Raw genomic sequence first — 23075 nt, forward strand, 5'->3', positions numbered from 1 at the left:
GCGGCGGATGGATCTCTCGCTGTGAGACGAGTCTAGGTCGCCGATCCGCGCGGGTACACGGGTCGGCGACCTCCGGACGCCCCCTGTTCGGGAGCGACGGTCGTGCTGGTCGGGCTAGTCGCGCGGCGGCAGGTCGCGCGCGGGCCGGCCGATGTAGAGCTGCTGCGGGCGGCCGATCTTGGTGGCCTGGTCCTCGTTCATCTCGCGCCAGTGCGCGATCCAGCCGGGCAGGCGCCCGATGGTGAACAGCGCCGTGAACATGCGCGTGGGGAAGCCCATCGCCTTGTAGATGACGCCCGTGTAGAAGTCCACGTTCGGGTAGAGCTTCCGCTCGATGAAGTAGTCGTCCGCGAGGGCGACCGCCTCGAGCTCCTTGGCGATGTCGAGCAGCGGGTCCTGGATCCCGAGGGCCGCGAGCACCTCGTCGGCGCTCTCCTTCACGAGGCGGGCGCGCGGGTCGAAGTTCTTGTAGACGCGGTGCCCGAAGCCCATGAGGCGGACGCCGTCCTCCTTGTTCTTCACGCGCTCCACGTAGCGGTCGACGCCCTCGCCGGAGTCGCGGATGCGGCCGAGCATGGCGAGCACGGCCTCGTTCGCGCCGCCGTGCAGCGGGCCGAAGAGCGCGCCGATGCCCGCGGAGACGGAGGAGAACATGTTCGCCTCGGTGGATCCGACGAGCCGCACGGTCGACGTCGACGCGTTCTGCTCGTGGTCCTCGTGCAGGATCAGCAGGCGCTCGAGCGCGCGGCTGACCACGGGATCGACCTCGTAGCGTTCCGCGTTGTTGCCGAAGTTCAGCCGCAGGAAGTTGTCGACGAAGCTCAGCGAGTTGTCCGGGTAGAGGAACGCCTGGCCGAGGCTCTTCTTGTGCGCGTACGCCGCGATGACGGGCAGCTTCGCCAGCAGGCGGAGCGTGGAGATCTCGACCTGCTCGGGGTCGTGGACGCTCAGCGAGTCCTCGTAGTAGGTGGAGAGGGCCGAGACCGCGCTCGAGAGCACCGACATGGGGTGCGCGTTCGTGGGCAGCGCGCGGAAGAGGCCCTTGAAGTCCTCGTGCAGGAGCGTGTGGCGACGGATGTCGTCCTCGAACCCCGCGAGCTCGTCGCTCGTCGGCAGCTCGCCGTGGATGAGGAGCCAGGCGACCTCGAGGTAGCTCGACTGGCGCGCGAGCTGCTCGATGGGGTAGCCGCGGTAGCGCAGGATCCCCTGCTCGCCGTCGATGTAGGTGATGGCCGAGCGGGTCGACGCGGTGTTGACGAAGCCGTTGTCGAGCGTCGTGAGGCCCGTCTTCTTCGTGAGCGCCGAGATGTCGATGCTGGACGCGCCCTCGACCGCGGGGAGGATGGGGAACTCCACCCGTCCGCCCGGGTACGTCAGGGTCGCCGTGGGCTTCTGCTCCGCCTGGGGCTCGTCCGCCTTCGGCCGGTCGTCCGCCTGCTGCCCGCCATCGGTCACGGCGCCTCCTCGAGTGTGTGGTGGATGACCCGGGGGGATGCGCGCCGTCGAGCGCTCGTGGCGCCGTCGCGGCGTCGGGATCCGAGCCGACTACAGCCTAAAGGGCTGACAGGGACACTGTCGCCTCCGCCAGCATCCGGCCGGATCCGTTGGAGGTCGCGCTACGCGGTGGAGGAGGCGCGGAGCCGGGCGGCGGCTTGCGCGATGCGCTCGTCCGTCGCCGTGAGCGACAGGCGCACGTGCTCGGGAGAGGCGTCGCCGTAGAACGGGCCGGGGCCCGCGAGGATCCCGATGTCGGCGAGCTCCGCGATCCCCTCCCAGGCGTCCCGGCCGCGGGTCGCCCAGAGGTAGAGGCCCGCCTCGCTGCCGTCGATGCGCCAGCCGGCGTCCTCGAGCGCGGGCCGGAGCGCGTCGCGGCGGGCGCGGTACAGCTCTCGCTGGGCGCGCACGTGGTCGTCGTCGCCGAGCGCCACGGTCATGGCGTGCTGCAGCGGCGCGGGCGGGAGGAGCCCCGCGTGCTTGCGGACGCGGATCAGCCGGGCGATGAGGTCCCGGTCGCCCGCGACGAGGGCGGCCCGGTACCCGGCGAGGTTCGACTGCTTGCTCAGCGAGTAGAGCGCGAGGACGCCCGCGTGGTCGTCGCCGACGACGCGCGCGTCGAGGATCGAGGGCGTCGGGCCCGAGGCCCACTCCCCGTCCCAGCCGAGCTCGGCGTAGCACTCGTCGCTCGCGATGACGGCGCCGAGCTCCCGGGCGCGGGCCACGGCGGCGCGCAGCGCGTCGACGCCGAGCACGCGGCCGTCCGGGTTGCTGGGCGAGTTCAGCCAGACGAGGCGCGTGGACGCGGGCCACTCCGCCGGGTCGTCGGCCGGCACGCTCTCGGCGCCGGCGAGCGCGGCGCCGATCGCGTAGGTGGGGTACGAGACGCGCGGGTGCACGACGGCGTCGCCCTCGCCGAGCCCGAGCATGAACGGCAGCCAGGCCACCATCTCCTTGGAGCCGATGGTCGGCAGCACCTGGTCGACGTCGAGCGTCGCGTTCCGGCGCCGGGCGTGCCAGTCGACCATCGCCCGCCGGAGCTCAGGCGTGCCGACCGTCGTCGGGTACGCGTGCGCGTCGGTCGCCCAGGCGAGCGCGTCGCGGATGAGCGTGGGCGTCGGATCCACGGGCGACCCGATGCTGAGGTCGACGATGCCGTCCGGGTGCCGCCCGGCCCGCTCGGCGTACGGGGCCATCTGGTCCCAGGGGTAGTCGGGGAGCTCGCCGAGGGCCACGCGCGTCAGCCGTTCTGGACGGGGAGCGCCGCGATCACGGGGTGGTCGCCCGCGGTGACGCCGACCTTGGTCGCGCCGCCCGGGGATCCCATCTCGGCGAAGAACTCGACGTTGGCCGTGTAGTAGTCGGACCACTTCTCGGGCAGGTCGTCCTCGTAGTAGATGGCCTCGACCGGGCACACCGGCTCGCAGGCGCCGCAGTCCACGCACTCGTCCGGGTGGATGTAGAGCGACCGCTCGCCCTCGTAGATGCAGTCCACCGGGCACTCGTCGATGCAGGCGCGGTCCTTGACGTCGACACAGGGCAGGGCGATGACGTAGGTCACTTCGGGCGGGTCCTTCCGGGAGCGGTGCGGCCCGACGAGTCTACGCGGCGCGCGAGCCCGTCCCGGCCGGGGCCGGGGCGTCGGATCCCGCGGCGGCGGCGGGATCCGGGCGGGCGTCGGCGCCGGGCGCGCGCGTCGAGAACCGGGGCCACACGACCACGGCCGCGACGAGGATCGCGGGCGCAACCGCCCACACCTGGCTCAGCCCGTCGTCGGGGAACAGCACGGATCCGCTCGGCCCGCGCGTGCCGAGGACCGCGACGGCCGCGACCACGCCGAGCCCGAGGCAGAGCGCGTGCAGGCGGTCGACGAGGAGCAGGCGGAACGCGACCAGCAGGCACGCGAGCGTCGCGAGCGCGAGGACGAGGCCGACCGGCAGCGCGATCCCGCCCACCGGCAGGGTCGCCCGGTGCGCGGCCGTGCCGACCGCGCCCACGAGCAGGCCGAGCACGAGCGACGCGACCGCCGTGCCGATCCGCTGCGCGCCGCGCGGGGGACGCGGGGTCCCGTCGGCGGCGGCGGCGCCGGCCGGCCGGTGCAGCCGGAACAGCTCGACGGGCGCGATGGGCGCCCCGATGCCGTGCGAGAGCGCGAACTGGTCGCCGTCGACGACGGTCTGCGTGCGGTGCGCGGCGATCGCGCGGATCTTGGCGTCGAGCACCTCGGACGCGTCCACGGCCAGGTCGACCTGGTCGTCCGCCAGCACGAGCGTCCCGGCCGGATCCGCCTCGGGCGCGGGGAAGCGCCCCCGCGCGGCCACGAGCTCGTGCGCCTCGCGCGCCGAGGACGCGGTCGTGGTGATGAGGTACGCGGGGATCCCCGCCTCCTCGGCCGCCCAGGTCGCGATGACGTGCGTGCGCACGTGGTCCGGGTGCCCATAGCCGCCGTGGTCGTCGTAGGTGATGACGCTCGTGGCGTCCGTGTCCGCGATGACCGCGAGCACGTCGCGCGCCTCGTCGGCCTCGTCGCCCGCGCACAGCGAGTCGGGATCGAGCGGCCGCAGCGCCACGGGCACGCCCTCGTCGCCCCACTCCATGCCGGAGTCGACGTAGCGGCGGGGCTCGAGGCCCTTCCAGCGGGCATCCGGATCCCCGAGGAAGCGGTGGTCGGTGACGCCGAGCGCGGCCATGGCGTCGGCCAGCTCGGTCTCCCGGTGGTCGGCGAGCGCGCGCAGGTCGCCCTCCAGATGGCGGAGCTCGTCGGGGATCACGTCGCCGCGCTCCCCCCGCGTGCACGTGAGCACGGTGACGGGGACGCCGTCGCGCACGAGCCTCGCGATGGTGCCGCCCGTGACGATGCTCTCGTCGTCGGGGTGGGCGTGCACGAACAGCACGTGCTCGCGCTCGGGACGGGCGGTGCGGGCGGCCCGATCGGGGCGTCGGGACGTGCCGGAGGTCATCCGGCGATCCTAGCCGCGGGCCGCGGGCCGCTCCCTGGGCACCCGCCCGGGACGGTCGACTGGACGCGATCCCGCCCCCGCGCTACTGTGCACGAGGTAAGGCAAGCCTCACCTACATTTCCCCACACTAGCAATAGGGCGCGTCCCGTCGCGTCCGCCGCCCGGAGAGGCGCACGCGTGTTCGCGAACTACCTGATCGGCCTGCGCGAGGGCCTCGAGGCCGCGCTGGTCGTCACCATCCTCATCGCCTACGTCGTCAAGATCGGCCGCCGCGACGTGCTCGGCCGGCTCTGGCTCGGCGTCGGGCTCGCCGTCCTCCTCGCCCTGTCCGTCGGCGCGATCCTCACCTACGGCGCCTACGGCCTCACCTTCGAGGCGCAGGAGGCCATCGGCGGTTCCCTCTCCATCGTCGCGACGGGCCTCGTCACCTGGATGGTGTTCTGGATGCTGCGCACCGCGAAGGACATGCGCTCCGAGCTGCAGGGCGCCGTCGACCGGGCCATCGCGGGCGCGGCGTGGGGCCTCGTCGCCGTGGCCTTCCTCGCCGTCGGCCGCGAGGGGATCGAGACGGCGCTGTTCCTCTGGTCGGCCGTGCAGGCCACCGGTGCCACCACCATGCCGCTCGTCGGCGCGGGCCTCGGGCTCGTCACCGCCGTCGCGCTCGGCTGGCTCGTCTACCGCGGGGTGCTCCGCATCGACCTCGCGCGCTTCTTCACCTGGACGGGCGCGCTCCTCATCGTCGTGGCGGGCGGCGTGCTCGCGTACGGCGTGCACGACCTCCAGGAGGCGGGGATCCTGCCCGGGCTCGGCGCGCTCGCGTTCGACGTCTCCGGCGCGGTCCCGCCCGGATCCTGGTACGGAACGCTGCTCAAGGGCACCGTCAACTTCTCCCCCGCCACCACCTGGCTCGAGGCGATCACGTGGGTGCTGTACGTCGTGCCCACGCTCACCGTCTACCTCCGGCTCGCGCGGCGAGGACAGCGGGCGCGCCCGGCACCCGTCGCCTCCGCTGCTCCCGCCGCCTACCCCGCCCGCGTCGCCGACGCGCCGGCCGCCCGCTGACCCGTCGGCTCCCCCGCACCTCCCGCTCTCCTCCCCATCCACCGCCCGGCACCGCCGGCCCGCTCCCCCGAGGACACATGAAGCGCTCGACCCTCCCCGCCGCCGCCCTGCTCGCCGGCGCCGCCCTCGCCCTCTCCGGCTGCGTCGCGAACACCCCGACCGGATCCGCCGACGCCGGCGCAGGTGCCGCGTCCGCCGACTCCGGCGTCACGCAGCTCACGGTCGACAGCTCCGCCGACGCGTGCACGGTGTCCGCCGCGACCGCCCCCAGCGGCACGGTCTCGTTCCACGTCACGAACTCCACCGACCAGGTGACCGAGTTCTACCTGCTCGCGGACGACGGCCTGCGCATCGTCGGCGAGGTCGAGAACGTGAGCCCCGGGATCGAGCGCGACCTCGTGCTCACCGCCCAGCCCGGCAGCTACTACACCGTCTGCAAGCCCGGCATGGTCGGCGACGGCGTCGGCCGCGCGCCCTTCACCGTCACGGGTGACCAGGTCGCGCTCGCGGGCGACGCGGAGCAGCAGGGCCAGGACGCGGCCGCCGCGTACCTCGCCTACGTCAAGGACCAGGTGGGCCGCCTCCTCCCGGCCACGCAGGAGTTCGCCGCCGCGTACCTCGCGGGCGACGACGACAAGGCGCGCGCGCTCTACCCCACTGCCCGCGCGTACTACGAGCGCGTCGAGCCCGTGGCGGAGTCGTTCGGCGACCTCGACCCGGAGATCGACTTCCGCGAGGCCGACGTCGAGCCCGGCACCGAGTGGACCGGGTGGCACCGCATCGAGAAGGACCTCTGGCAGCCATCGCCCGACGCGAACGGCGGCGACGTCTACACGCCGCTCGCCGCGGCGGACCGCGCGCACTTCGCCCAGGAGCTCACCGCCGACACGCAGAAGCTCTACGACGCCGTCCACGCGGACGGCTTCTCGGTCGACATCTCCACGGTCTCCAACGGCGCCGTCGGGCTGATGGACGAGGTCGCCTCCGGCAAGATCACCGGCGAGGAGGAGATCTGGTCGCACACCGACCTCTGGGACTTCCAGGCGAACCTCGAGGGCGCGCGCGTCGCGTACGAGGGCGTCCGCGACATCGTCGCGCCCAAGGACCCGCAGCTCGTCGCCACGCTCGACGCGCAGTTCGCGTCGCTCGAGAAGGACCTCGCCGCCTACGGATCCCTCGAGAAGGGCTTCACGACCTACGACGAGCTGACCACCGAGCAGGTCAAGGGCCTCGCGGACGGCGTGAACGCGCTGGCCGAGCCGCTGTCGAAGCTCACCGGCGCGCTCGTCGGCTGATGACGGACCACGAGACCACCACGGCCGCCGACGCCCCCGCGACCCCGGCGTCCGCCGGCATCTCCCGCCGCGGGATCCTCGGCCTCCTCGGCGCGGGCGCGCTCGGCGGCGGCCTGGTCGGCTCCGCGGGCGGCGTCATGGCCGATCGCGCCTTCGCGGGCGCGCGCCAGGCCGCGGGCGGCGCCACGTACGCGTTCCACGGCGCGCACCAGGCGGGGATCACGACGCCCGCCCAGGACCGCCTGCACTTCGCCGCGTTCGACGTCGCCGACATCGACCGCGCCGGCCTGATCTCGCTCCTGCAGGACTGGAGCGCCGCGGCCGCGCGCATGACGGCAGGCGGATCCGCGGGCGCGCTCGGCGCGGTCGACGGACCGTACGACTCCCCGCCCGACGACACGGGCGAGGCGCTCGACCTGCCGCCCGCCGGCCTCACGATCACGTTCGGCCTCGGCCCGTCGCTGTTCACGACGGCGGACGGCGTCGACCGCTTCGGCATCGCCGACCGCCGGCCCGCCGCGCTCGTCGACCTGCCGCGCTTCCCGGGCGAGGCCCTCGTCCCGCAGGCCACGGGCGGCGACCTCTGCATCCAGGCCTGCAGCGACGACCCGCAGGTGGCCGTGCACGCGATCCGCAACCTCTCGCGCATCGCGTTCGGCCGGGCCTCCATCCGCTGGTCGCAGCTCGGCTTCGGCCGCACCTCGTCGACGAGCCGCGCGCAGGTCACGCCGCGGAACCTGTTCGGATTCAAGGACGGCACCGCCAACGTCAAGTCCGAGGACACGCGCCAGGTCGACGACCACGTCTGGGCCGACGCGGGATCCACCCCCGCCGAGGCGTGGATGCAGGGCGGCTCCTACCTCGTCGCCCGCCGCATCCGCATGACGATCGAGACCTGGGACCGCTCGTCGCTCCGCGAGCAGGAGCGCGTGGTCGGCCGCACGAAGGGATCCGGCGCGCCCCTCAGCGGCGGCACCGAGATGACCGCCCCCGACTTCCACGCCACCGGGCGCGCGGGCGCACCGCTCATCGATCCCGCGTCCCACGTGCGCCTCGCGCACCCGGACGCCAACGACGGCGCGGTGCTGCTCCGCCGCGGCTACAACTTCGTCGACGGCAACGACGACCTCGGCCGCCTCAACGCGGGCCTGTTCTTCCTGGCGTTCCAGCGGGATCCGCGCACGCAGTTCATCCCCATCCAGCGGAGCCTCGCCCGCGACGCGATGAACGAGTACCTGCGGCACGTCGGCGGCGGGATCTGGGCGGTTCCGCCGGGCGCCTCGCGCGACGGCTACGTCGGGGAGACGCTCCTCGCCTCCTGATCCGGCGCTCGCCGCCGGGCTGGCCCTGGGGCCCCCGGTCTCAGCCCGCGGGCATCACCACGTACGTGGCGACCGGGGATCCGAGGTCGGCCGAGACCGTGACGATGACGGAGTACGCGTCGGTCGTGAACCGCCCGTAGCCGCTCTGCGCGTCGCTCGCGATGTCGCTCGACGCGTAGCCGGCGGCCTCGAGGCGCGCCCGGGCATCGGTGAACCCGCCCTCGACGTCCGGCACCGCGACCTGCGCCACCCAGCCGGCGTCCTCGGGGGCCGCTCCCCCGCCGAGCAGCTTCCCCTCGGCGAAGGGCACGGCGTCTGAGGGGAACGAGTCGGGGACGTGGCCGTCCGTCGACACCTGGACCTTGCCGAGCGTGTCGCCGATCACGTCCTCGACGCTGTGCCGCACCTGCTTCACGCCCTCATGCGCGGCGTCGCGGACGACCTCGCCCACCTGGCTGCATCCGGTGAGGACGAGGGCGGGGACGAGGACGAGCCCGGCCGCCAGCCCCCTCGTGCGGAGGGACCTGGTGGACGGGCTCGTCGGGGTCATGCTGCGCTACGCGTTCTGCTTCTTCAGTCGCGACGTCTTGCGCTGTCGGGCGTTCGCGTCCAGCTCGACCTTGCGGATCCGCACGAACTCGGGCGTGACCTCCACGCACTCGTCCTCGCGGGCGAACTCGAGGCACTCCTCGAGCGTCAGGCGCCGCGAGGGCGTCATGCGCTCGAAGGAGTCGGAGGTCGACTGACGCATGTTGGTCAGCTGCTTCTCCTTCGTGATGTTCACGTCCATGTCGTCGGCGCGCGAGTTCTCGCCCACGACCATGCCCTCGTAGACCTCCTGGGTCGGCTCCACGAAGAACGACATGCGCTCCTGCAGGGCCACCATGGCGAACGGGGTGGCGACGCCGGAGCGGTCCGCGACGATCGAGCCGTTGACGCGGGTCGTGATCTCGCCCGCCCACTGCTCGTAGCCGTGCGACACGGCGTTGGCGATGCCCGCGCCGCGCGTGATCGTGAGGAACTCCGTGCGGAAGCCGATGAGGCCGCGCGACGGGACGACGAACTCCATGCGGACCCAGCCGGTGCCGTGGTTGCTCATGCCCTCCATGCGGCCCTTGCGGGCGGCGAGGAGCTGCGTGATCGCGCCGAGGTACTCCTCGGGCGAGTCGATGGTGAGGTGCTCGAAGGGCTCGTGCACCTTGCCGTCGACCTGCTTGACGACCACCTGCGGCTTGCCGACGGTGAGCTCGAAGCCCTCGCGGCGCATCTGCTCCACGAGGATCGCGAGCGCGAGCTCGCCGCGGCCCTGGATCTCCCAGGCGTCCGGACGACCGATGTCGACCAGCTTGATGGAGACGTTTCCGATGAGCTCGCGGTCGAGGCGGTCCTTGACCATGCGGGCGGTGAGCTTGTGGCCCTTGACCTTGCCGATCATCGGCGAGGTGTTGGTGCCGATGGTCATCGAGATGGCCGGGTCGTCCACCGTGATGGTGGGCAGCGGGCGGACGTCGTCCGGGTCGGCGAGCGTCTCGCCGATGGTGATGTCCTCGATGCCGGCGACGGCGACGATGTCGCCGGGGCCCGCGGACTCGGTCGGGAAGCGGTCGAGCGCCTTCGTGATGAGGAGCTCGGTGATCTTCACGTTCTTGACGGTGCCGTCGTGCTTGACCCAGGCCACCTGCTGGCCCTTCTTGATCGTGCCGTTGAAGACGCGGAGGAGGGCGAGGCGGCCGAGGAACGGCGACGCGTCGAGGTTGGTGACGTGGGCCTGCAGCGGGTGCTGGTCGTCGTAGGTGGGCGCCGGGACGTGGTCGAGGATCGCCTTGAAGAGCGGCTCGAGGTCGTCGTTGTCCGGCAGCGTGCCGTTCTCCGGCTTGTTCGCGCTCGCGGCGCCGTTGCGGCCGGAGGCGTAGACGACGGGCACGTCGAGGATCGCGTCGAGGTCGAGGTCCGGGTGCTCGTCCGACATGTCGGAGGCGAGGCCGAGGAGCAGGTCCTGGCTCTCGGCCACGACCTCGTCGATGCGCGCGTCGGGGCGGTCGGTCTTGTTGACCAGGAGGATCACGGGCAGCTTCGCCTCGAGCGCCTTGCGGAGCACGAAGCGCGTCTGGGGCAGCGGGCCCTCGGACGCGTCGACGAGGAGCACGACGCCGTCGACCATGGACAGGCCGCGCTCGACCTCGCCGCCGAAGTCGGCGTGGCCCGGGGTGTCGATCACGTTGATGACGATGGGCGAGCCGTCCGCGTGCTTCCCGTTGTAGAGCACCGCGGTGTTCTTCGCGAGGATCGTGATGCCCTTCTCGCGCTCGAGGTCGTTCGAGTCCATCATGCGGTCCTCGCCCTCGAAGTGGGCGTCGAACGAGTTCGTCTGCTTGAGCATGGCGTCGACGAGCGTGGTCTTGCCGTGGTCGACGTGGGCCACGATGGCCACATTGCGGAGGTCGTTGCGCGCGACTAGCGCCATAGTGCTGTCCTTCAGTGGAGAGGGTGCCGGCCTTGTCATCAAGGGAGGAGGGCGAAGAGCCGCCGTCTGCTATTCCCAGCGACCACCAGCCTACCGTGCCGATGCAAACCGGGTCAGGGAGCGTCGCGTGACAGCGTCCAGCGCCAGGCGTCGTCGAGGATCCCCGCCTGGTGCGGCGACACCTGGACCCCGCCGATCCCGTCGCGCACGGCCGCGAGCGCGGGCAGCTGGTACAGCGGCAGGCCGGCGCGGTCGCCGTACATGCGGCGGTCCAGGCGCAGGAGGAGCTCGTCGCGCGCGTCGGCGTCCTCGGTGCGGCTGAGCGACGCGAAGAGGGACGCGACGTCGGGGTCGGCCGTCGCCTGCCCGTCGCGGGCGTCGGCGCGCGACTCGTGCGCGGCGCGGATCCCGGCCACGGACGGGTACGCGTCCTGGGAGGACAGGAGCGCGACGTCGTAGGCGCCGGGCTGGTCGAGCACGCTCTCCCACTGCGGGGTCGAGCAGTCGGTCACGACGAAGCCGGCCTTCTCGGCGGAGTCCCGGATGGCGTCGAACGCGGCCACGCGGCGGGGGTCGGCGGGGTCGTAGAGCACGCAGACCTCGGGCGCCGTGCGGCCGACCGACGCGAGCAGCTGCCGCGCCTCGTCGATGTCCACGTCGTCGAAGCGGCTGGATCCGTTGGCGCGCACCTGGTCGTCGTAGCCGTCGGATCCGGGAGCGAGCACGAACGAGTCGCGCGTCGTGGCGTCGGGATCCGCCGGCAGCGCGGCCTGACGGACGATCGTGTCCCGCGGCACGGTGGAGAGGAACGCGGTGCGGACCGCGACGTCCGACATGGCCGGGTCGCGTGCGCCGAGGGTCTGCAGGTCGAGCCGCTCCCAGGTGTCTGAGGATCCGCGCACGACCTGCACGCCGGCGATCCCGGACAGCGCGTCGGACACCTCCGCGTCGGCCGCGGGCGCGATGACGTCGACCTCGCCCGCCTGGAGGGCGGCGACGGCGGCGGCGGGATCCTCGATGGCGGACACGACGATGCGCTCGACCGACGGCCGGTGCAGCCCCGTGTAGAAGCGGTTGGCGCGCAGCGTGATGGAGGTCCCCGGGTCGATCGACTCGATGGCGTACGGGCCGGAGCCCACGGCGCGATCCGGGTGCGCGGCGATCTCGGCCACGCCGAACCCGCGGTTCCACGCGTCGGAGATGGGCGAGAGGAGCTCGGGCGCGCGATCCTGCACGGCGTCCACGAGCGTCTGCTTCGCGCGGCCCGGGCTCGACATGTCGAGCGCGAGCTGCACCACGCTGTGCGCGGGCAGGCCCACCTCGAAGGCGAGCCGCCAGTCGGGCGCGTACTCGTCGAAGACCATGGTGATCGACCGGCCGCCGTCGCCGATCTCGGGCGTGCGGGTGACGTGCGAGAGCGTCTCGTCCGCGGCTGCGTCGAAGTAGACGGTCTGCTCCGGCAGCGGGCCCGTGTAGCCGCCCGTCGTCTCGTCGACGTACCCGGACGGGTCGAAGCCGGGGGTGTCGAGCGCGCCGGATCCGGCGGCCCAGGCGAGCAGGAGGTCCGCCGCGTCGACGGGCTCGCCGTCGGACCAGCGGACGCCCTCGGCGACGGTGTACTCCACCGTGAACGGGTCGCGCGAGACGACCTTCGCGGTCCCGAAGCCCGGGTCCGCCGCGACGGTGCCGTCCGCGGCGACCTCCGAGAACCGTGAGTTCGTCGCGTGCACGATCTCCTCGTTGCCCACGGTGCCCCCCGTGCGCGACGCCGCGTTGTAGGAGGTGAAGGAGGTGGGGACCGCGGCGCGGATCTCGGTGTCGGCCACCATCCCGGTGGTCGGCGAGCAGGCGGCGAGGCCGGCGACGAGCGCCAGCGCGACGGCGGCGGACGCACCGCGGACGGCCCGGCGGATCCCTCGCGGGCGCCGGGCTCGAGCGGCCCCGGGGCCTCGCGTGTCGCTGTCCATCGCCGTCGATCCTACGCGAGCGGCACGACGAGGCCCGCCGCCCGCGCGCCCCCGCGAGGGGGTGCGTCGGACGGCGGGCCGGGTCGTGCGGGCGCGGATCAGGCCGCGGGCGGCTGCTGGTCGCGCAGCGCCTCGCGGAGCTCGCGGCGCTCCTTCTGCTGGTCGGGATCCGGCAGCGGGACCGCGGCGATGAGCTTCTGCGTGTACGGGTGCTGCGGGTTCCGGAGGATCGACTCCGTCGGCCCCTGCTCCACGATCTTGCCGTGGTTCATCACGACGATGCGGTCGGCGAGGAGGTCGACCACCGCGAGGTCGTGGCTCACGAACAGGCACGCGAACTGGAGCTCCTTCTGGATCTCCTGCAGCAGCGCGAGCACGCGGGCCTGCACCGACACGTCGAGCGCCGAGGTGGGCTCGTCGGCGACGAGCACCTTGGGCCGCAGCGCGAGCGCCCGCGCGATGCCGACGCGCTGACGCTGTCCGCCGGAGAGCTCGTTCGGGTACCGGTTGCGGAAGCTGCGGGGCAGCTCGACCTGCTCGAGGAGCTCCTCGACCCGGTCGCTCTGCTGCTTCTTCGAGAACTGCCCCGAGAGCTCGAGCGGCTCGCCGATGCTCTGGCCGATGGGCCAGCGCGGGTTCAGCGAGGAACCCGGATCCTGGAACACGATGCCGATCTCGCGGCGCACGGCCCGGAGGTCCTTCGCCGAGATGCCGGTCATGCGGCGTCCGGCGACCGTGAGCTCGCCGCCCGCGACGGGCAGGAGGCCGACCGCGGCGCGCGCGATCGTGGTCTTGCCGGATCCCGACTCCCCCACGACGCCGACGACCTCGCCCGGGTGGATGTCGAAGGACGCGCCCGAGACCGCCCGGAACGCCGGCACGCGGCCGAGCTTCGGGTAGTCGATGTCCACCTCCTTGAGGGAGATGGCGGGTTCCGTCGTGCGCTCGACGACCTCGACCTGCGTCGCCTCGCCCGTGCCGAGGTGGGGCACCGACGCGAGCAGCTGCTTGGTGTACGGGTCCTTCGGCGACTGGAAGATCTCGCGCACCGAGCCGCGCTCGACGATGCGGCCGCTCTTCATGACGATGACGTTGGTCGCGAGGTCGGCGACCACGCCCATGTCGTGCGTGATGATCACGATCGCGCTGTTGAGGCGCTGGTGGAGGCGGCGCAGCAGGTCGAGGATCTCGGCCTGGATCGTCACGTCGAGCGCCGTCGTGGGCTCGTCCGCGATGAGCATGTCGGGGTCGCACGACAGCGACTGCGCGATCATGGCGCGCTGGCGCTGTCCGCCGGACAGCTGGTGCGGGTAGGAGTCGAACGCCTTCTCCGGGTCCGGCATCTCGACGAGCTTCAGGAGCTCGAGCGCGCGCACCTTGGCGGCCGACGGGATGATCGAGTTGTGGACGCGCAGGGCCTCCACGATCTGGAAGCCCACCGTGTAGACGGGGTTGAGCGCGGTCATGGGCTCCTGGAAGATCACGGCGATGTCGTTGCCGCGCGCCTTCCGCAGCGTGGCCTGGTCGGCGCCGACCATCTCGACGCCCTTGAGCTTCGCGCTCCCCCGCACCCGGCCGTTCTTGGGCAGGAGGCCGAGCAGCGACATCGAGCTGACGGACTTGCCGGAGCCGGACTCGCCCACGATCGCGAGCACCTCGCCCGGGTTGACCTTGTAGTCGAGGTCGATGGCCGCGGGGATCCACTCGTCGCCGACCCAGAAGTCGACGCCGAGGCCGGAGACCTCGAGGATGGGGACGATCTCGTCCGATCCGTTCGCGTGAGCGGTCATGCTGCGGCCTCCTGGCTGCTGGAAGTGGGGATGTCGAGGGGGGTCCACGCGGGCCGTGGGACGATGTGGCCATGGATCAGCCCGTCGTCATCCGCCCGTCGTTCGGACGCCTGCTGACCGTGATCGTCTCGGCGATCGCGGTCCTGGTGCTCGTGAGCACCGTGGTCGGGGGTCGGGCCGACCTCCTGCCGACGGCGGTGTGGGGCCCGGTCATGCTGGCCTACGCGTCGTGGCTCGTCTTCTGGCACCCGTGGGTGCGCATCGCGACCGAGGGCGTGCAGATCCGCAACGTCTTCCGCACGCATGACATCTCGTGGCCCGCGATCCGGGACGTGGACACCAAGTGGGCCCTGAACATCACGACCGCGCACGAGCGCGTCACGGCCTGGGCCGCTCCCGCGCCCGGTCGACGCTCCAATGCCTACATCACCACGAAGGAGGAGAAGATCCAGCCGTACCTCAGCGCCATGATGCAGGACGCGCGCCGCGGCGACCTCCCCCGCACCGACTCCGGCGACGCGGCCACGGTGATCCGCCTGCGCCTGGCCGAGCTCCGCGAGGCGGGCCACCTGGGCGGTCCGGTCGAGGAGGAGGGCCGGCGCGTGCGCACGCACTGGGCCGAGATCGCCGTGCTCGCGGTGCTCGTCGTGGCCACGGTGCTGACCGGCCTGATCTGAGGCACGACCTGCGGCGGTCCCGCGGCTGAGGGCCCGGCTCGCCGCCGGGACCGTCATCGGCCGTCCGTGCTGTCGGGCGCCTGGCCGTCGGCGGGACCGTCGGCCTGTGCGTCCGGTCGCGAGGAGCCGACGGGCGGCGGGACGCGGACGCCCTCGGCACCGGAGCCGGTCGACGGACCTGCGTCGCGGCGGGTGCGCCCGGTGAGCATGGCGAACATCTGCTTGTAGGGGCCCTGTCCACCCGGCATGCGGCGCTGGCGCGGGTCGAACGCGTCGCGCAGGCCGTCGCCGATGAAGTTGATCGACAGCGCGATGATGATGATGAAGAGGCCCGGGAACCAGAACAGCCACGGTCGGGTCGCGAAGGCGCCCTGGTACTCGTTGATGATCTGGCCGAGCGAGACGTCGGGCTTCACGATGCCGAACCCGAGGAACGACAGCGCCGCCTCGAGCAGGATGGCCGCGCTCATGAGCAGGGTCGTGGAGACGATGACCACGCCGATGGCGTTCGGCAGGATGTGCCGGAACACGATCCGGCTGTTCGAGGCTCCGGCGACCCTCGCGGCGTCCACGAACTCGCGCTCGCGGAGGCTCAGGAACTCGCCGCGCACGAGGCGGGCGAGCGACGGCCAGCCGATCAGGCCGAGGACGATGCCGAGGACCACCGCGCCGAGTCCGCCGAAGGTGCGGCCGAGGACGGCCGCGATGACGATCACGGGGATCACGATGATGAGGTCCGTGAAGCGCATCAGCAGGGAGTCGATGCGGCCGCGGAAGAAGCCGGCGACGGCGCCGACCACGATGCCGATGAACGCGGCGATGATGCCGTAGAGCACCATCACGACGATGGACTGCTGCGTGCCGCGCATGACGCGGGCGAAGATGTCGCGCCCGATCTCGTCCTGGCCGAAGGGGTGCACGCCGAACTGGAACGGCAGGGTCCACGTGGGGTTGCCGCCGTTGACGATGGGCGCGACGTCCTCGTAGTTCCACATCCACCAGCCGGGGATGCGGAATCCGAAGAACTGGATGCCGACGGACGAGTACACGAGGAGCGCCATCAGCAGCAGCACCACGAGCGCGGTCATCGCGCCCTTGTGGCGCAGGAACCGGCGGCGGACGACGGTGCCCTGGCTGAGGCCCTCGACCTCCCGCTGCTCGATCGTCAGCTCGGAGTTGGCTCCGCCCTCGGGCAGGCTCGGGTCGTTGTGGGGGTCGATGGGGTTCCCCATCAGTGCGTTGGACATGTGTCAGCTCACCCGGATTCGAGGATCGAGGACCGAGTAGAGGATGTCGGCCAGCATGTTGAAGATCACGGTGAGGATGCTCGTGATCAGGATGAATCCCATCAGCGGGTTGAGGTCGGTCTTGGTCAGGGCGTCCTGGAACACGGAGCCCATGCCCTTCCAGGCGAAGATCGTCTCGGTGATCACCGCGCCGCCGATGAGCCCGCCCACGTCGAACGCGATGACGGTGGCGACGGGGATCATGGCGTTGCGGAACGCGTGGCGCATGATCACGGTGCGCTCGGTGAGGCCCTTGGCCCGCGCGGTGCGCACGTAGTCCTGGTTCATGACCTCGAGGAGGCTGGCCCGCGAGTAGCGCGAGTAGCTCGCGACGGAGATGAGGAGGATCGCGATGGTCGGCAGCAGGAGGTGGGTGTAGCTGTCGAGCATGCCCTGCCACACGGATCCGTTGAGACCCGGCGTCACGGCGCCGACGGTGGCGATGGGGCGGCCGCGGGTGTTGGTCACGTAGTCCGGCCACACCTGCATGACGCGGTCGACGATGATCAGCAGCGCGACGAGGCCGCCCGTGATGCCGGCGCCGCGGGCGACGATCGGCTTGTCGTTCTGTCCGACGACGTAGCCCACGACCACGCCGACGACGACGAAGGCGACGATGAGCACGATGGTGATCCACCAGGGAGCCGAGACCGTCAGCACGAACTGCAGCGGGTACCAGAGCGCGGCGCCGAGGACGGCCATGGCGAGCGCGGAATAGAACGCCCGACGGTTGCGCAGCCCCGTCGAGAGCGACGTGATGAGCACCGCGACGAGGGCGCCGAGCGCGGCGATGAGCAGGATGCCGAGGCCGGGGCGCGAGAACCAGTCCGTGGCGAGCAGGTAGATGAGCACGACCGCGGTGATGACCACGGCGGAGCCGAACACGATGAGCCGCGGCTTCGGGTCGCCGCCGATGATGCTCATCCAGACGAAGCCCGAGACGAGCGACAGGACCACGATCATGATCGGCGGGATCGACGGGTTCACGAGGAAGTCGTTGAAGCCGATGGCGACGTACTGCTTGAGCAGCACGGCGACGAAGAAGATCGGCAGCGAGAAGAAGAGGAACGACGCGAAGGTGACCGTGTAGTCGTAGCCGCTGTACTGGCGGAGCGCCGTCGTCATGCCGATGGAGACGCCGATGAGCACGGCGATGATCGTGGCGATCGTCACCAGCTGGATCGTCTGCCCGGCGGCGTTGGCGATGATCTCGTTGACCTCGCGGCCGTCGATGGCCTTGCCGAGGTCGACCTGGCCGATGAAGACCTTGAACACCCCACCGAGCCAGATGAAGTACCGCAGCGGCGACGGCACGTCGAGGTCGAGGAGGTCGACTCGAGCGGCGATGAGCGCATCGCGGTTCGGCGACGGGTTCTCGCGCAGATCCTGGAGGGGATCACCGGAATTGGCCGCCAGGTTGTAGATGATGAAGCTGGCGCCCAGGAGGACGAAGAACGACGCGACGAGACGTCTCAAGACGAAGGTAATCACAGGGCGACGACGTCCCTTTCTGTGTTCGGCCAGGGCTCATGACCCGGCCCGACGAGAGCATACGCGGCCGGATCCGCGGATCACGAATCGGCAACGGACATGGAGAGGGTGCCGAAGCCAGAAGACCTCGGCACCCTCGCACCCTCCCGTTCAGGGGACGGCGCTCACTGCTGTCGCGCTACTGCGCGGCTGCCTGGGCCGGAGCCCACTCCCAGTAGTTCCAGAACCAGTTGGGCGACAGGAACGCGGGCTTGACGCCCGACACGGTGTCGCTCCAGGCGGTGAGGCCCGGGAACTGGTAGATCGGCGTCGTCCAGCCCTGCTGCTGGATGAGGGTCTCGGCCTGGATGACCAGCGCGAGCTGCTTGTCCTTGTCCGTCTCCGTGTCCAGCTGCTTGAACAGCGAGTCGATCTCGGGGTTCGACCAGCCGTAGTAGTTGTTGATGCCGCCGGTCTGGTAGTTCGGGCCGGACTCGCCGACACCGAGGCTCACCGACTGCCACCCGAAGAGGGCGATGTCGTACGAGCCCGTCTTGCTGGACAGGTCGGCACCCCACGTCGCGCTGTTCACGTCGATCAGGTTGAAGCCGGCCTGGGCGGCCGACTGGCGCATGAGCTCGAACTCCTGCTGGCGGCGCGTGTTGCCCTGGCCGTAGATGACGCGGGCGTCGATCGGGCCGGACACGCCGGCCTGGGCGAGGAGCGCCTTGGCGCCCTCGATGTCGACCGCCTGGTCCTTGTAGCCGTTCTTCTCGACGGACTCCTTGTACTCCGGCGTGCCGGGCACGTAGACGTTCGAGTTGCGGAGCTCCGCGTCCTCCTGCAGGGGCTTGATCAGCTTGTCGAGGATCTCCTCGCGCGGCAGCGTCTTGAAGAACGCCTGGCGCACGAGCTTGGCCTTGTCGGCGTCGCCGCCGTACTTCGCGGGGTCGAACGGGCCGCCGTTGGTGACCTGGAGGTCGACGTGCTCGTACGTGCCCTCGGCCTGTCCCTTGTACTCGATGCCGCTGAGTCCCTGGACCTGCTGGAGGAGGTCGGCCGTGGGCTGGCCGGACGCGATCTGGACCTCGCCGTTGGAGAGGGCCTGGATCTGCGCCTGCGGGTCCGCGATGAAGCGGACCGTGATCTTCTCGTACTTCGGCTTCTTCGTGCCGGTGTACTCGGGGTTCGCCGTCAGGGTGACGTACTGGTCGGCCTTGAGGTCGGTGATCGTGTACGCGCCGTCGCCCAGGGTCTTCTGCGGCTCCGTCGGCATGTCCGAGTAGCGGTAGCCGTCGTTCCAGATCTTCGACACCGGGGCGAGGACGCTGGCGTCCTTGTCCTGGATGGCCGTGATCAGCTTCTTCTTCGCGTCCTCGGGCGAGAGGTTCTCGTCGGGGAACGCGAGCTGCGTGGTGCCGTGCGCGGAGACGCCGACGCCGTTGCCGGTCGCGATCTCCCAGTCCACGTAGGGCTGGTCGTACGTGTACGTGAGGCTGCGGCCGTCATCGCCGATCTCGGGGGTCTTGGTGACCAGTCCGAGGCGGGTGTCCGGCACTGCGCCCGAGTTGAAGAAGACCTGGTCGTCGCCGACCGTCGCCGCGCCGCTGTCGTCCTTCTTCACGGCGTCGTCGGCCACGGTGTTGACGTTGGTGGTGTTGGCAGCCCAGTTGAGGAGCATGTCCGCGGCGTCGACGGGGGTGCCGTCGCTCCACTTGACGCCCTCCTTGATCGTGAACTTCACGACGAGCGGGTCGTCGGAGACCTTCTCGTAGGTGCCGAAGTCGGTGTTCTTGACGAGGGACGGGCCGTCGTCGTAGTAGTTGAAGGACTGGTTCGTCAGGTACACGATGTTCGTGTTGGCGGACGCGTTGCCGGTCGCCGACGCGTTGTTGTACTCGAGGAACGGGTCGTTCCAGGCCACGGTGATCTCAGTGCCGGCGATGACCTCGGACTCCTGGGCGGGCGCAGAGCAGCCGCTGAGTACGAGGGCACCGGAGACGATGACGGCACCAGCCGCTGCGAGGCGTCTGATTTTCAAGGTTCCTCCTGTGCATGGGAATGGCGCGGACCCACCGTGCGTGCGGTCGACCGCGCAGATAAGAATGACCCTAGGTACGGCTGGGAGTCTTTGCAAAAACTGGGCCCAAACGTTACACACCGGTAACGCGGACGCGCGGATCCACGCGTCGCGGTCCGGATCCGTGCGTCTCGACGGTCGGGATCGCGCGTTCCTGCCACCCGCGGCGACGGATCGCGTCGTCAGGGCCCTCACCGGCCACGTCCGGTGCGCGGACGGCCGTTCGGCATCCCGCGCCTAGGATCGGCCCGTGCCCGACGCTCCCGCCCTCGCCCGCGCTCCACGACCGCCGCTGCGGCGCGCCATGCGGACGCGGCTGCGGTGGGAGATCGCCATCGTGCTCGGGCTCTCGCTCGGGGCGAGCGCCGTCTACTCGGTGCTCCGGATCGTCGACCTGTCCACGCGGCCGGAGGCCCTCGGCTCGCAGAGCGCCACCATCAACCGGAGCCTGAACGACCGGCAGGTGTTCGACCTCCTGTACCAGCTGCTCGACATAGCGACCGCGCTGGTGCCCGTGGTCCTCGTGCTCTTCCTGCTGTGGCAGCCGGGACGGAGCGCCTTCCGACGGATCGGGCTCGACCTCGCGCGTCCGGGGCGCGACGTCGCCGCCGGGTTCGGGCTGGCCGCGCTCATCGGGGTGCCCGGGCTCGGGCTGTACTTCGCCGGCCGCGCGCTCGGGATCACGGTGGACGTGGTGCCGACCGCGCTCGACTCGTACTGGTGGACCGTGCCGGTGCTCGTGCTCGTGGCCCTCCGTGCCGCGCTGCAGGAGGAGGTGATCGTGGTCGGCTACCTCTTCACCCGGCTGCGCGAGCTCGGCTGGGGGCACGGGCGGCTGGGTGCGTGGAGCATCATCCTGTCGGCGGCCGTACTCCGCGGGAGCTACCACCTGTACCAGGGCTACGGGCCCTTCCTCGGCAACGTGGCGATGGGCGTCGTGTTCGGCTGGTGCTACGTGCGCTTCGGCCGCACCGCGCCGCTCGTGGTGGCGCACCTGATCCTCGACGTCGTGAGCTTCGTGGGCTACCCGGTCGCGCTCGCGCTGCTGCCCGGGCTGTTCGGCTGACAGGCGTTCCCGCGTCGGCCGGGGGCGCGGGTCTGGCGCATCACCCGCACCTGTGCCTAACCTGGGAGCGCCGCACGACGATGTGCGGCCGAATCTCGAGGAGATCCCATGGGCGACGCCGCTCATCCGTCCGGGGGCCCCCGGCCGGCCATCGACTACCTGGAGGTCGAGGACTCGGCCCGGTTCCGCGAGCTGAAGCGCGAGCATCGCAGCTTCGTCTTCCCGCTGGCCGTCGCCTTCCTCGTCTGGTACTTCGCGTTCGTGCTGCTCTCGGACTACGCGCATGAGCTCATGTCCACGCCCGTCATCGGGAACGTGAACCTCGGGATCCTGCTCGGGCTCGGGCAGTTCGTGACGACCTTCGCGATCACCACCTGGTACGTGAGCCGCGCGAACTCGCGGTTCGATCCCATCGCGGCGGAGATCCGCGCCGACCTGGAGGAGCGGGAGCGCGTCGCGCTCGAGGGGCCGCGCGGATCCACGCCGCCGAAGCGCCGCAAGGGCGGCCGACGGTGATCGCGCCGAGCACGGCCGTCATGGCGACGACGCCCACGACCGACACGGGCGATCCGGTCCTCAACATCTCGATCTTCGGGGCGTTCGTGGTCATCACGCTCGTGATCGTGTTCCGCGCGAGCCGCAACAACTCCACGGCTGCGGACTACTACGCGGCCGGCCGCTCGTTCACCGGCCCGCAGAACGGCACGGCGATCGCGGGCGACTACCTGTCGGCGGCGTCGTTCCTCGGGATCGTCGGCGCCATCGCCATCAACGGGTACGACGGATTCCTCTACTCGATCGGGTTCCTGGTCGCGTGGCTCGTGGCGCTGCTGCTCGTGGCGGAGCTCATGCGCAACACGGGCAAGTTCACGATGGCCGACGTGCTGAGCTTCCGGCTCAAGCAGCGGCCCGTGCGGCTGGCGGCGGCGACCACCACGCTCGCGGTCTGCTTCTTCTACCTGCTCGCGCAGATGGCGGGCGCCGGCGGGCTGGTCTCGCTGCTGCTCGGGATCGACGACCGGCTCGGGCAGTCGCTCGTGATCGCCGTGGTCGGCGCGCTGATGATCGTCTACGTGCTCGTCGGCGGGATGAAGGGCACGACCTGGGTGCAGATCATCAAGGCGTGCCTGCTCATCGCGGGCGCCGCCGTGATGACCGTGTGGGTGCTGGCGATCCACGGCTTCAACGTGTCCGACCTGCTGGGCGCCGCGGCGGCCGCGACCGACAAGCCCGTGCTCGAGCCCGGCAACCAGTACGGGCTCACCGGGATCACGAAGCTCGACTTCCTGTCGCTCGCCCTCGCGCTGGTGCTCGGGACGGCGGGCCTCCCCCACGTGCTCATGCGCTTCTACACGGTGCCGACCGCGAAGGAGGCGAGGCGCAGCGTCGTCTGGGCGATCTGGCTCATCGGCGTCTTCTACCTCTTCACCCTGGTGCTCGGGTACGGCGCCGGCGCGCTGCTCGGGAGCGAGCGGATCCTCGCGGCACCCGGCGGCGTGAACTCCGCCGCTCCCCTGCTGGCGCTCGAGCTCGGCGGGCCGATCCTGCTCGGGATCATCGCGGCGGTCGCGTTCGCCACGATCCTGGCGGTGGTCGCGGGCCTCACCATCACGGCGGCGGCTTCCTTCGCGCACGACGTGTACGGCAGCGTCATCAAGAAGGGGCAGGTCTCGGCCAACGGCGAGGTGCGGGTCGCGCGGATCACGGTGGTCGTGATCGGCATCGTCTCGATCATCGCGGGCATCGGCGCCAACGGGCAGAACGTCGCGTTCCTCGTGGCGCTCGCGTTCGCGGTGGCCGCGAGCGCGAACCTGCCGACCATCCTGTACTCCCTCTACTGGCGGCGGTTCTCCACGCGGGGCGCGGTGCTCAGCATGTACGGCGGGCTCGGGACGGCGCTCGTGCTGATCGCGTTCTCGCCCGTCGTCTCGGGCGGGGAGACGTCGATGATCCCGGGGGCCGACTTCTCGTGGTTCCCGCTGAGCAACCCGGGGATCGTGTCGATCCCCGTCGGGTTCCTGCTGGGCTGGATCGGGACGGTGACCTCCACGCGCAAGGAGGATCCGCTCGTGGCGGCGGAGATGGACGTGCGGTCGCTCACCGGGCACGGCGCCGAGAAGGCGACGGAGCACTAGGCGGCGG

18 protein-coding genes are annotated in these 23075 nt (G+C 71.3%); 7 read left to right on the forward strand and 11 right to left on the reverse strand.

The annotated features are described in order from the left end of the window. Window positions 1–114: 114 nt before the first annotated feature. The 4 genes from KYT88_RS11315 to KYT88_RS11330 form a co-directional block, all read right to left on the reverse strand. Window positions 115–1455: a citrate synthase gene (locus KYT88_RS11315; RefSeq protein ID WP_081841007.1), complete on the reverse strand. Its 1341-nt coding sequence runs from the start codon at window positions 1453–1455 to the stop codon at window positions 115–117. 161 nt (window positions 1456–1616) lie between these two features. Further along, window positions 1617–2729 carry a succinyldiaminopimelate transaminase gene (gene dapC / locus KYT88_RS11320; RefSeq protein WP_043588498.1) on the reverse strand — a complete coding sequence of 371 codons (1113 nt, stop codon included), beginning with the start codon at window positions 2727–2729 and terminating at the stop codon, window positions 1617–1619. Window positions 2730–2734: 5 nt separating this feature from the next. Continuing rightward, window positions 2735–3055 carry a ferredoxin gene (gene fdxA / locus KYT88_RS11325; protein ID WP_012038863.1) on the reverse strand — a complete coding sequence of 107 codons (321 nt, stop codon included), beginning with the start codon at window positions 3053–3055 and terminating at the stop codon, window positions 2735–2737. Between the two features lie 40 nt (window positions 3056–3095). Beyond that, window positions 3096–4454, reverse strand: coding sequence for a PIG-L family deacetylase (locus tag KYT88_RS11330; RefSeq protein ID WP_051629444.1), 1359 nt, complete (start codon window positions 4452–4454; stop codon window positions 3096–3098). 177 nt (window positions 4455–4631) lie between these two features. Here KYT88_RS11330 and efeU point away from each other — a divergent pair, with 177 nt between their 5' ends. From efeU to efeB, 3 genes are all read left to right on the forward strand, one after another. After that, the gene (gene efeU / locus KYT88_RS11335; protein ID WP_043588500.1) at window positions 4632–5516 is read left to right on the forward strand and encodes an iron uptake transporter permease EfeU; all 885 of its coding nucleotides are present in this window, start codon (window positions 4632–4634) and stop codon (window positions 5514–5516) included. A gap of 77 nt (window positions 5517–5593) precedes the next feature. Continuing rightward, on the forward strand, window positions 5594–6811 hold the full coding sequence (gene efeO, locus KYT88_RS11340; protein ID WP_043588503.1) for an iron uptake system protein EfeO: 1218 nt from the start codon (window positions 5594–5596) through the stop codon (window positions 6809–6811). Continuing rightward, window positions 6811–8133, forward strand: coding sequence for an iron uptake transporter deferrochelatase/peroxidase subunit (gene efeB, locus KYT88_RS11345; RefSeq protein WP_043588506.1), 1323 nt, complete (start codon window positions 6811–6813; stop codon window positions 8131–8133). The genes efeO and efeB overlap by 1 nt, the downstream gene beginning before the upstream one ends. 40 nt (window positions 8134–8173) lie before the next feature. On the opposite strand, the gene KYT88_RS11350 is transcribed toward efeB, so the two are convergent. The 4 genes from KYT88_RS11350 to KYT88_RS11365 form a co-directional block, all read right to left on the reverse strand. Continuing rightward, the gene (locus KYT88_RS11350) at window positions 8174–8683 is read right to left on the reverse strand and encodes a hypothetical protein (RefSeq protein ID WP_043588508.1); all 510 of its coding nucleotides are present in this window, start codon (window positions 8681–8683) and stop codon (window positions 8174–8176) included. 6 nt (window positions 8684–8689) lie between these two features. Beyond that, window positions 8690–10597, reverse strand: coding sequence for a translational GTPase TypA (gene typA, locus KYT88_RS11355; RefSeq protein WP_043588510.1), 1908 nt, complete (start codon window positions 10595–10597; stop codon window positions 8690–8692). A 113-nt stretch (window positions 10598–10710) separates the two neighbouring features. Next, window positions 10711–12564 (reverse strand): ABC transporter family substrate-binding protein, encoded by a 1854-nt coding sequence (locus tag KYT88_RS11360; protein WP_043588511.1) that lies wholly within the window; start codon window positions 12562–12564, stop codon window positions 10711–10713. A 98-nt stretch (window positions 12565–12662) separates the two neighbouring features. Next, window positions 12663–14354, reverse strand: a complete 1692-nt coding sequence (locus tag KYT88_RS11365; RefSeq protein WP_043588512.1) for an ABC transporter ATP-binding protein — start codon at window positions 14352–14354, stop codon at window positions 12663–12665. A 71-nt stretch (window positions 14355–14425) separates the two neighbouring features. Here KYT88_RS11365 and KYT88_RS11370 point away from each other — a divergent pair, with 71 nt between their 5' ends. Then, window positions 14426–15031 carry a PH domain-containing protein gene (locus KYT88_RS11370; protein ID WP_043588513.1) on the forward strand — a complete coding sequence of 202 codons (606 nt, stop codon included), beginning with the start codon at window positions 14426–14428 and terminating at the stop codon, window positions 15029–15031. Between the two features lie 53 nt (window positions 15032–15084). On the opposite strand, the gene KYT88_RS11375 is transcribed toward KYT88_RS11370, so the two are convergent. The 3 genes from KYT88_RS11375 to KYT88_RS11385 form a co-directional block, all read right to left on the reverse strand. Next, window positions 15085–16278, reverse strand: a complete 1194-nt coding sequence (locus tag KYT88_RS11375) for an ABC transporter permease (protein WP_043588515.1) — start codon at window positions 16276–16278, stop codon at window positions 15085–15087. A gap of 3 nt (window positions 16279–16281) precedes the next feature. Further along, window positions 16282–17808, reverse strand: coding sequence for an ABC transporter permease (locus KYT88_RS11380; RefSeq protein ID WP_043588518.1), 1527 nt, complete (start codon window positions 17806–17808; stop codon window positions 16282–16284). A 178-nt stretch (window positions 17809–17986) separates the two neighbouring features. Continuing rightward, window positions 17987–19828 carry an ABC transporter family substrate-binding protein gene (locus KYT88_RS11385; protein WP_043588520.1) on the reverse strand — a complete coding sequence of 614 codons (1842 nt, stop codon included), beginning with the start codon at window positions 19826–19828 and terminating at the stop codon, window positions 17987–17989. A 289-nt stretch (window positions 19829–20117) separates the two neighbouring features. On the opposite strand from KYT88_RS11385, the gene KYT88_RS11390 reads away from it, so the two are divergent. The 3 genes from KYT88_RS11390 to KYT88_RS11400 all read left to right on the forward strand — a co-directional run bounded on the left by KYT88_RS11390 (window position 20118) and on the right by KYT88_RS11400 (window position 23068). Further along, the gene (locus KYT88_RS11390; protein WP_043588522.1) at window positions 20118–20933 is read left to right on the forward strand and encodes a CPBP family intramembrane glutamic endopeptidase; all 816 of its coding nucleotides are present in this window, start codon (window positions 20118–20120) and stop codon (window positions 20931–20933) included. 108 nt (window positions 20934–21041) lie between these two features. Then, complete coding sequence (locus KYT88_RS11395) at window positions 21042–21449, forward strand: DUF485 domain-containing protein (RefSeq protein WP_043588524.1); 408 nt, start codon at window positions 21042–21044, stop codon at window positions 21447–21449. Window positions 21450–21469: 20 nt separating this feature from the next. Then, on the forward strand, window positions 21470–23068 hold the full coding sequence (locus KYT88_RS11400; RefSeq protein WP_182480717.1) for a monocarboxylic acid transporter: 1599 nt from the start codon (window positions 21470–21472) through the stop codon (window positions 23066–23068). Window positions 23069–23075 lie beyond the last annotated feature (7 nt).

Source organism: Clavibacter sp. A6099 (assembly GCF_021919125.1).
In the GTDB taxonomy this organism is placed as follows: domain Bacteria; phylum Actinomycetota; class Actinomycetes; order Actinomycetales; family Microbacteriaceae; genus Clavibacter; species Clavibacter seminis.

Bases quoted from the DNA above. Each gene is read 5' to 3' on its own strand.
- KYT88_RS11330 (WP_051629444.1), bottom strand. From the start codon at position 4,454: ATGACCTCCGGCACGTCCCGACGCCCCGATCGGGCCGCCCGCACCGCC.
- efeO (WP_043588503.1), top strand. From the start codon at position 5,594: ATGAAGCGCTCGACCCTCCCCGCCGCCGCCCTGCTCGCCGGCGCCGCC.
- efeB (WP_043588506.1), top strand. From the start codon at position 6,811: ATGACGGACCACGAGACCACCACGGCCGCCGACGCCCCCGCGACCCCG.
- KYT88_RS11350 (WP_043588508.1), bottom strand. From the start codon at position 8,683: ATGACCCCGACGAGCCCGTCCACCAGGTCCCTCCGCACGAGGGGGCTG.
- typA (WP_043588510.1), bottom strand. From the start codon at position 10,597: ATGGCGCTAGTCGCGCGCAACGACCTCCGCAATGTGGCCATCGTGGCC.
- KYT88_RS11360 (WP_043588511.1), bottom strand. From the start codon at position 12,564: ATGGACAGCGACACGCGAGGCCCCGGGGCCGCTCGAGCCCGGCGCCCG.
- KYT88_RS11365 (WP_043588512.1), bottom strand. From the start codon at position 14,354: ATGACCGCTCACGCGAACGGATCGGACGAGATCGTCCCCATCCTCGAG.
- KYT88_RS11370 (WP_043588513.1), top strand. From the start codon at position 14,426: ATGGATCAGCCCGTCGTCATCCGCCCGTCGTTCGGACGCCTGCTGACC.
- KYT88_RS11375 (WP_043588515.1), bottom strand. From the start codon at position 16,278: ATGTCCAACGCACTGATGGGGAACCCCATCGACCCCCACAACGACCCG.
- KYT88_RS11395 (WP_043588524.1), top strand. From the start codon at position 21,042: ATGGGCGACGCCGCTCATCCGTCCGGGGGCCCCCGGCCGGCCATCGAC.
- KYT88_RS11400 (WP_182480717.1), top strand. From the start codon at position 21,470: ATGGCGACGACGCCCACGACCGACACGGGCGATCCGGTCCTCAACATC.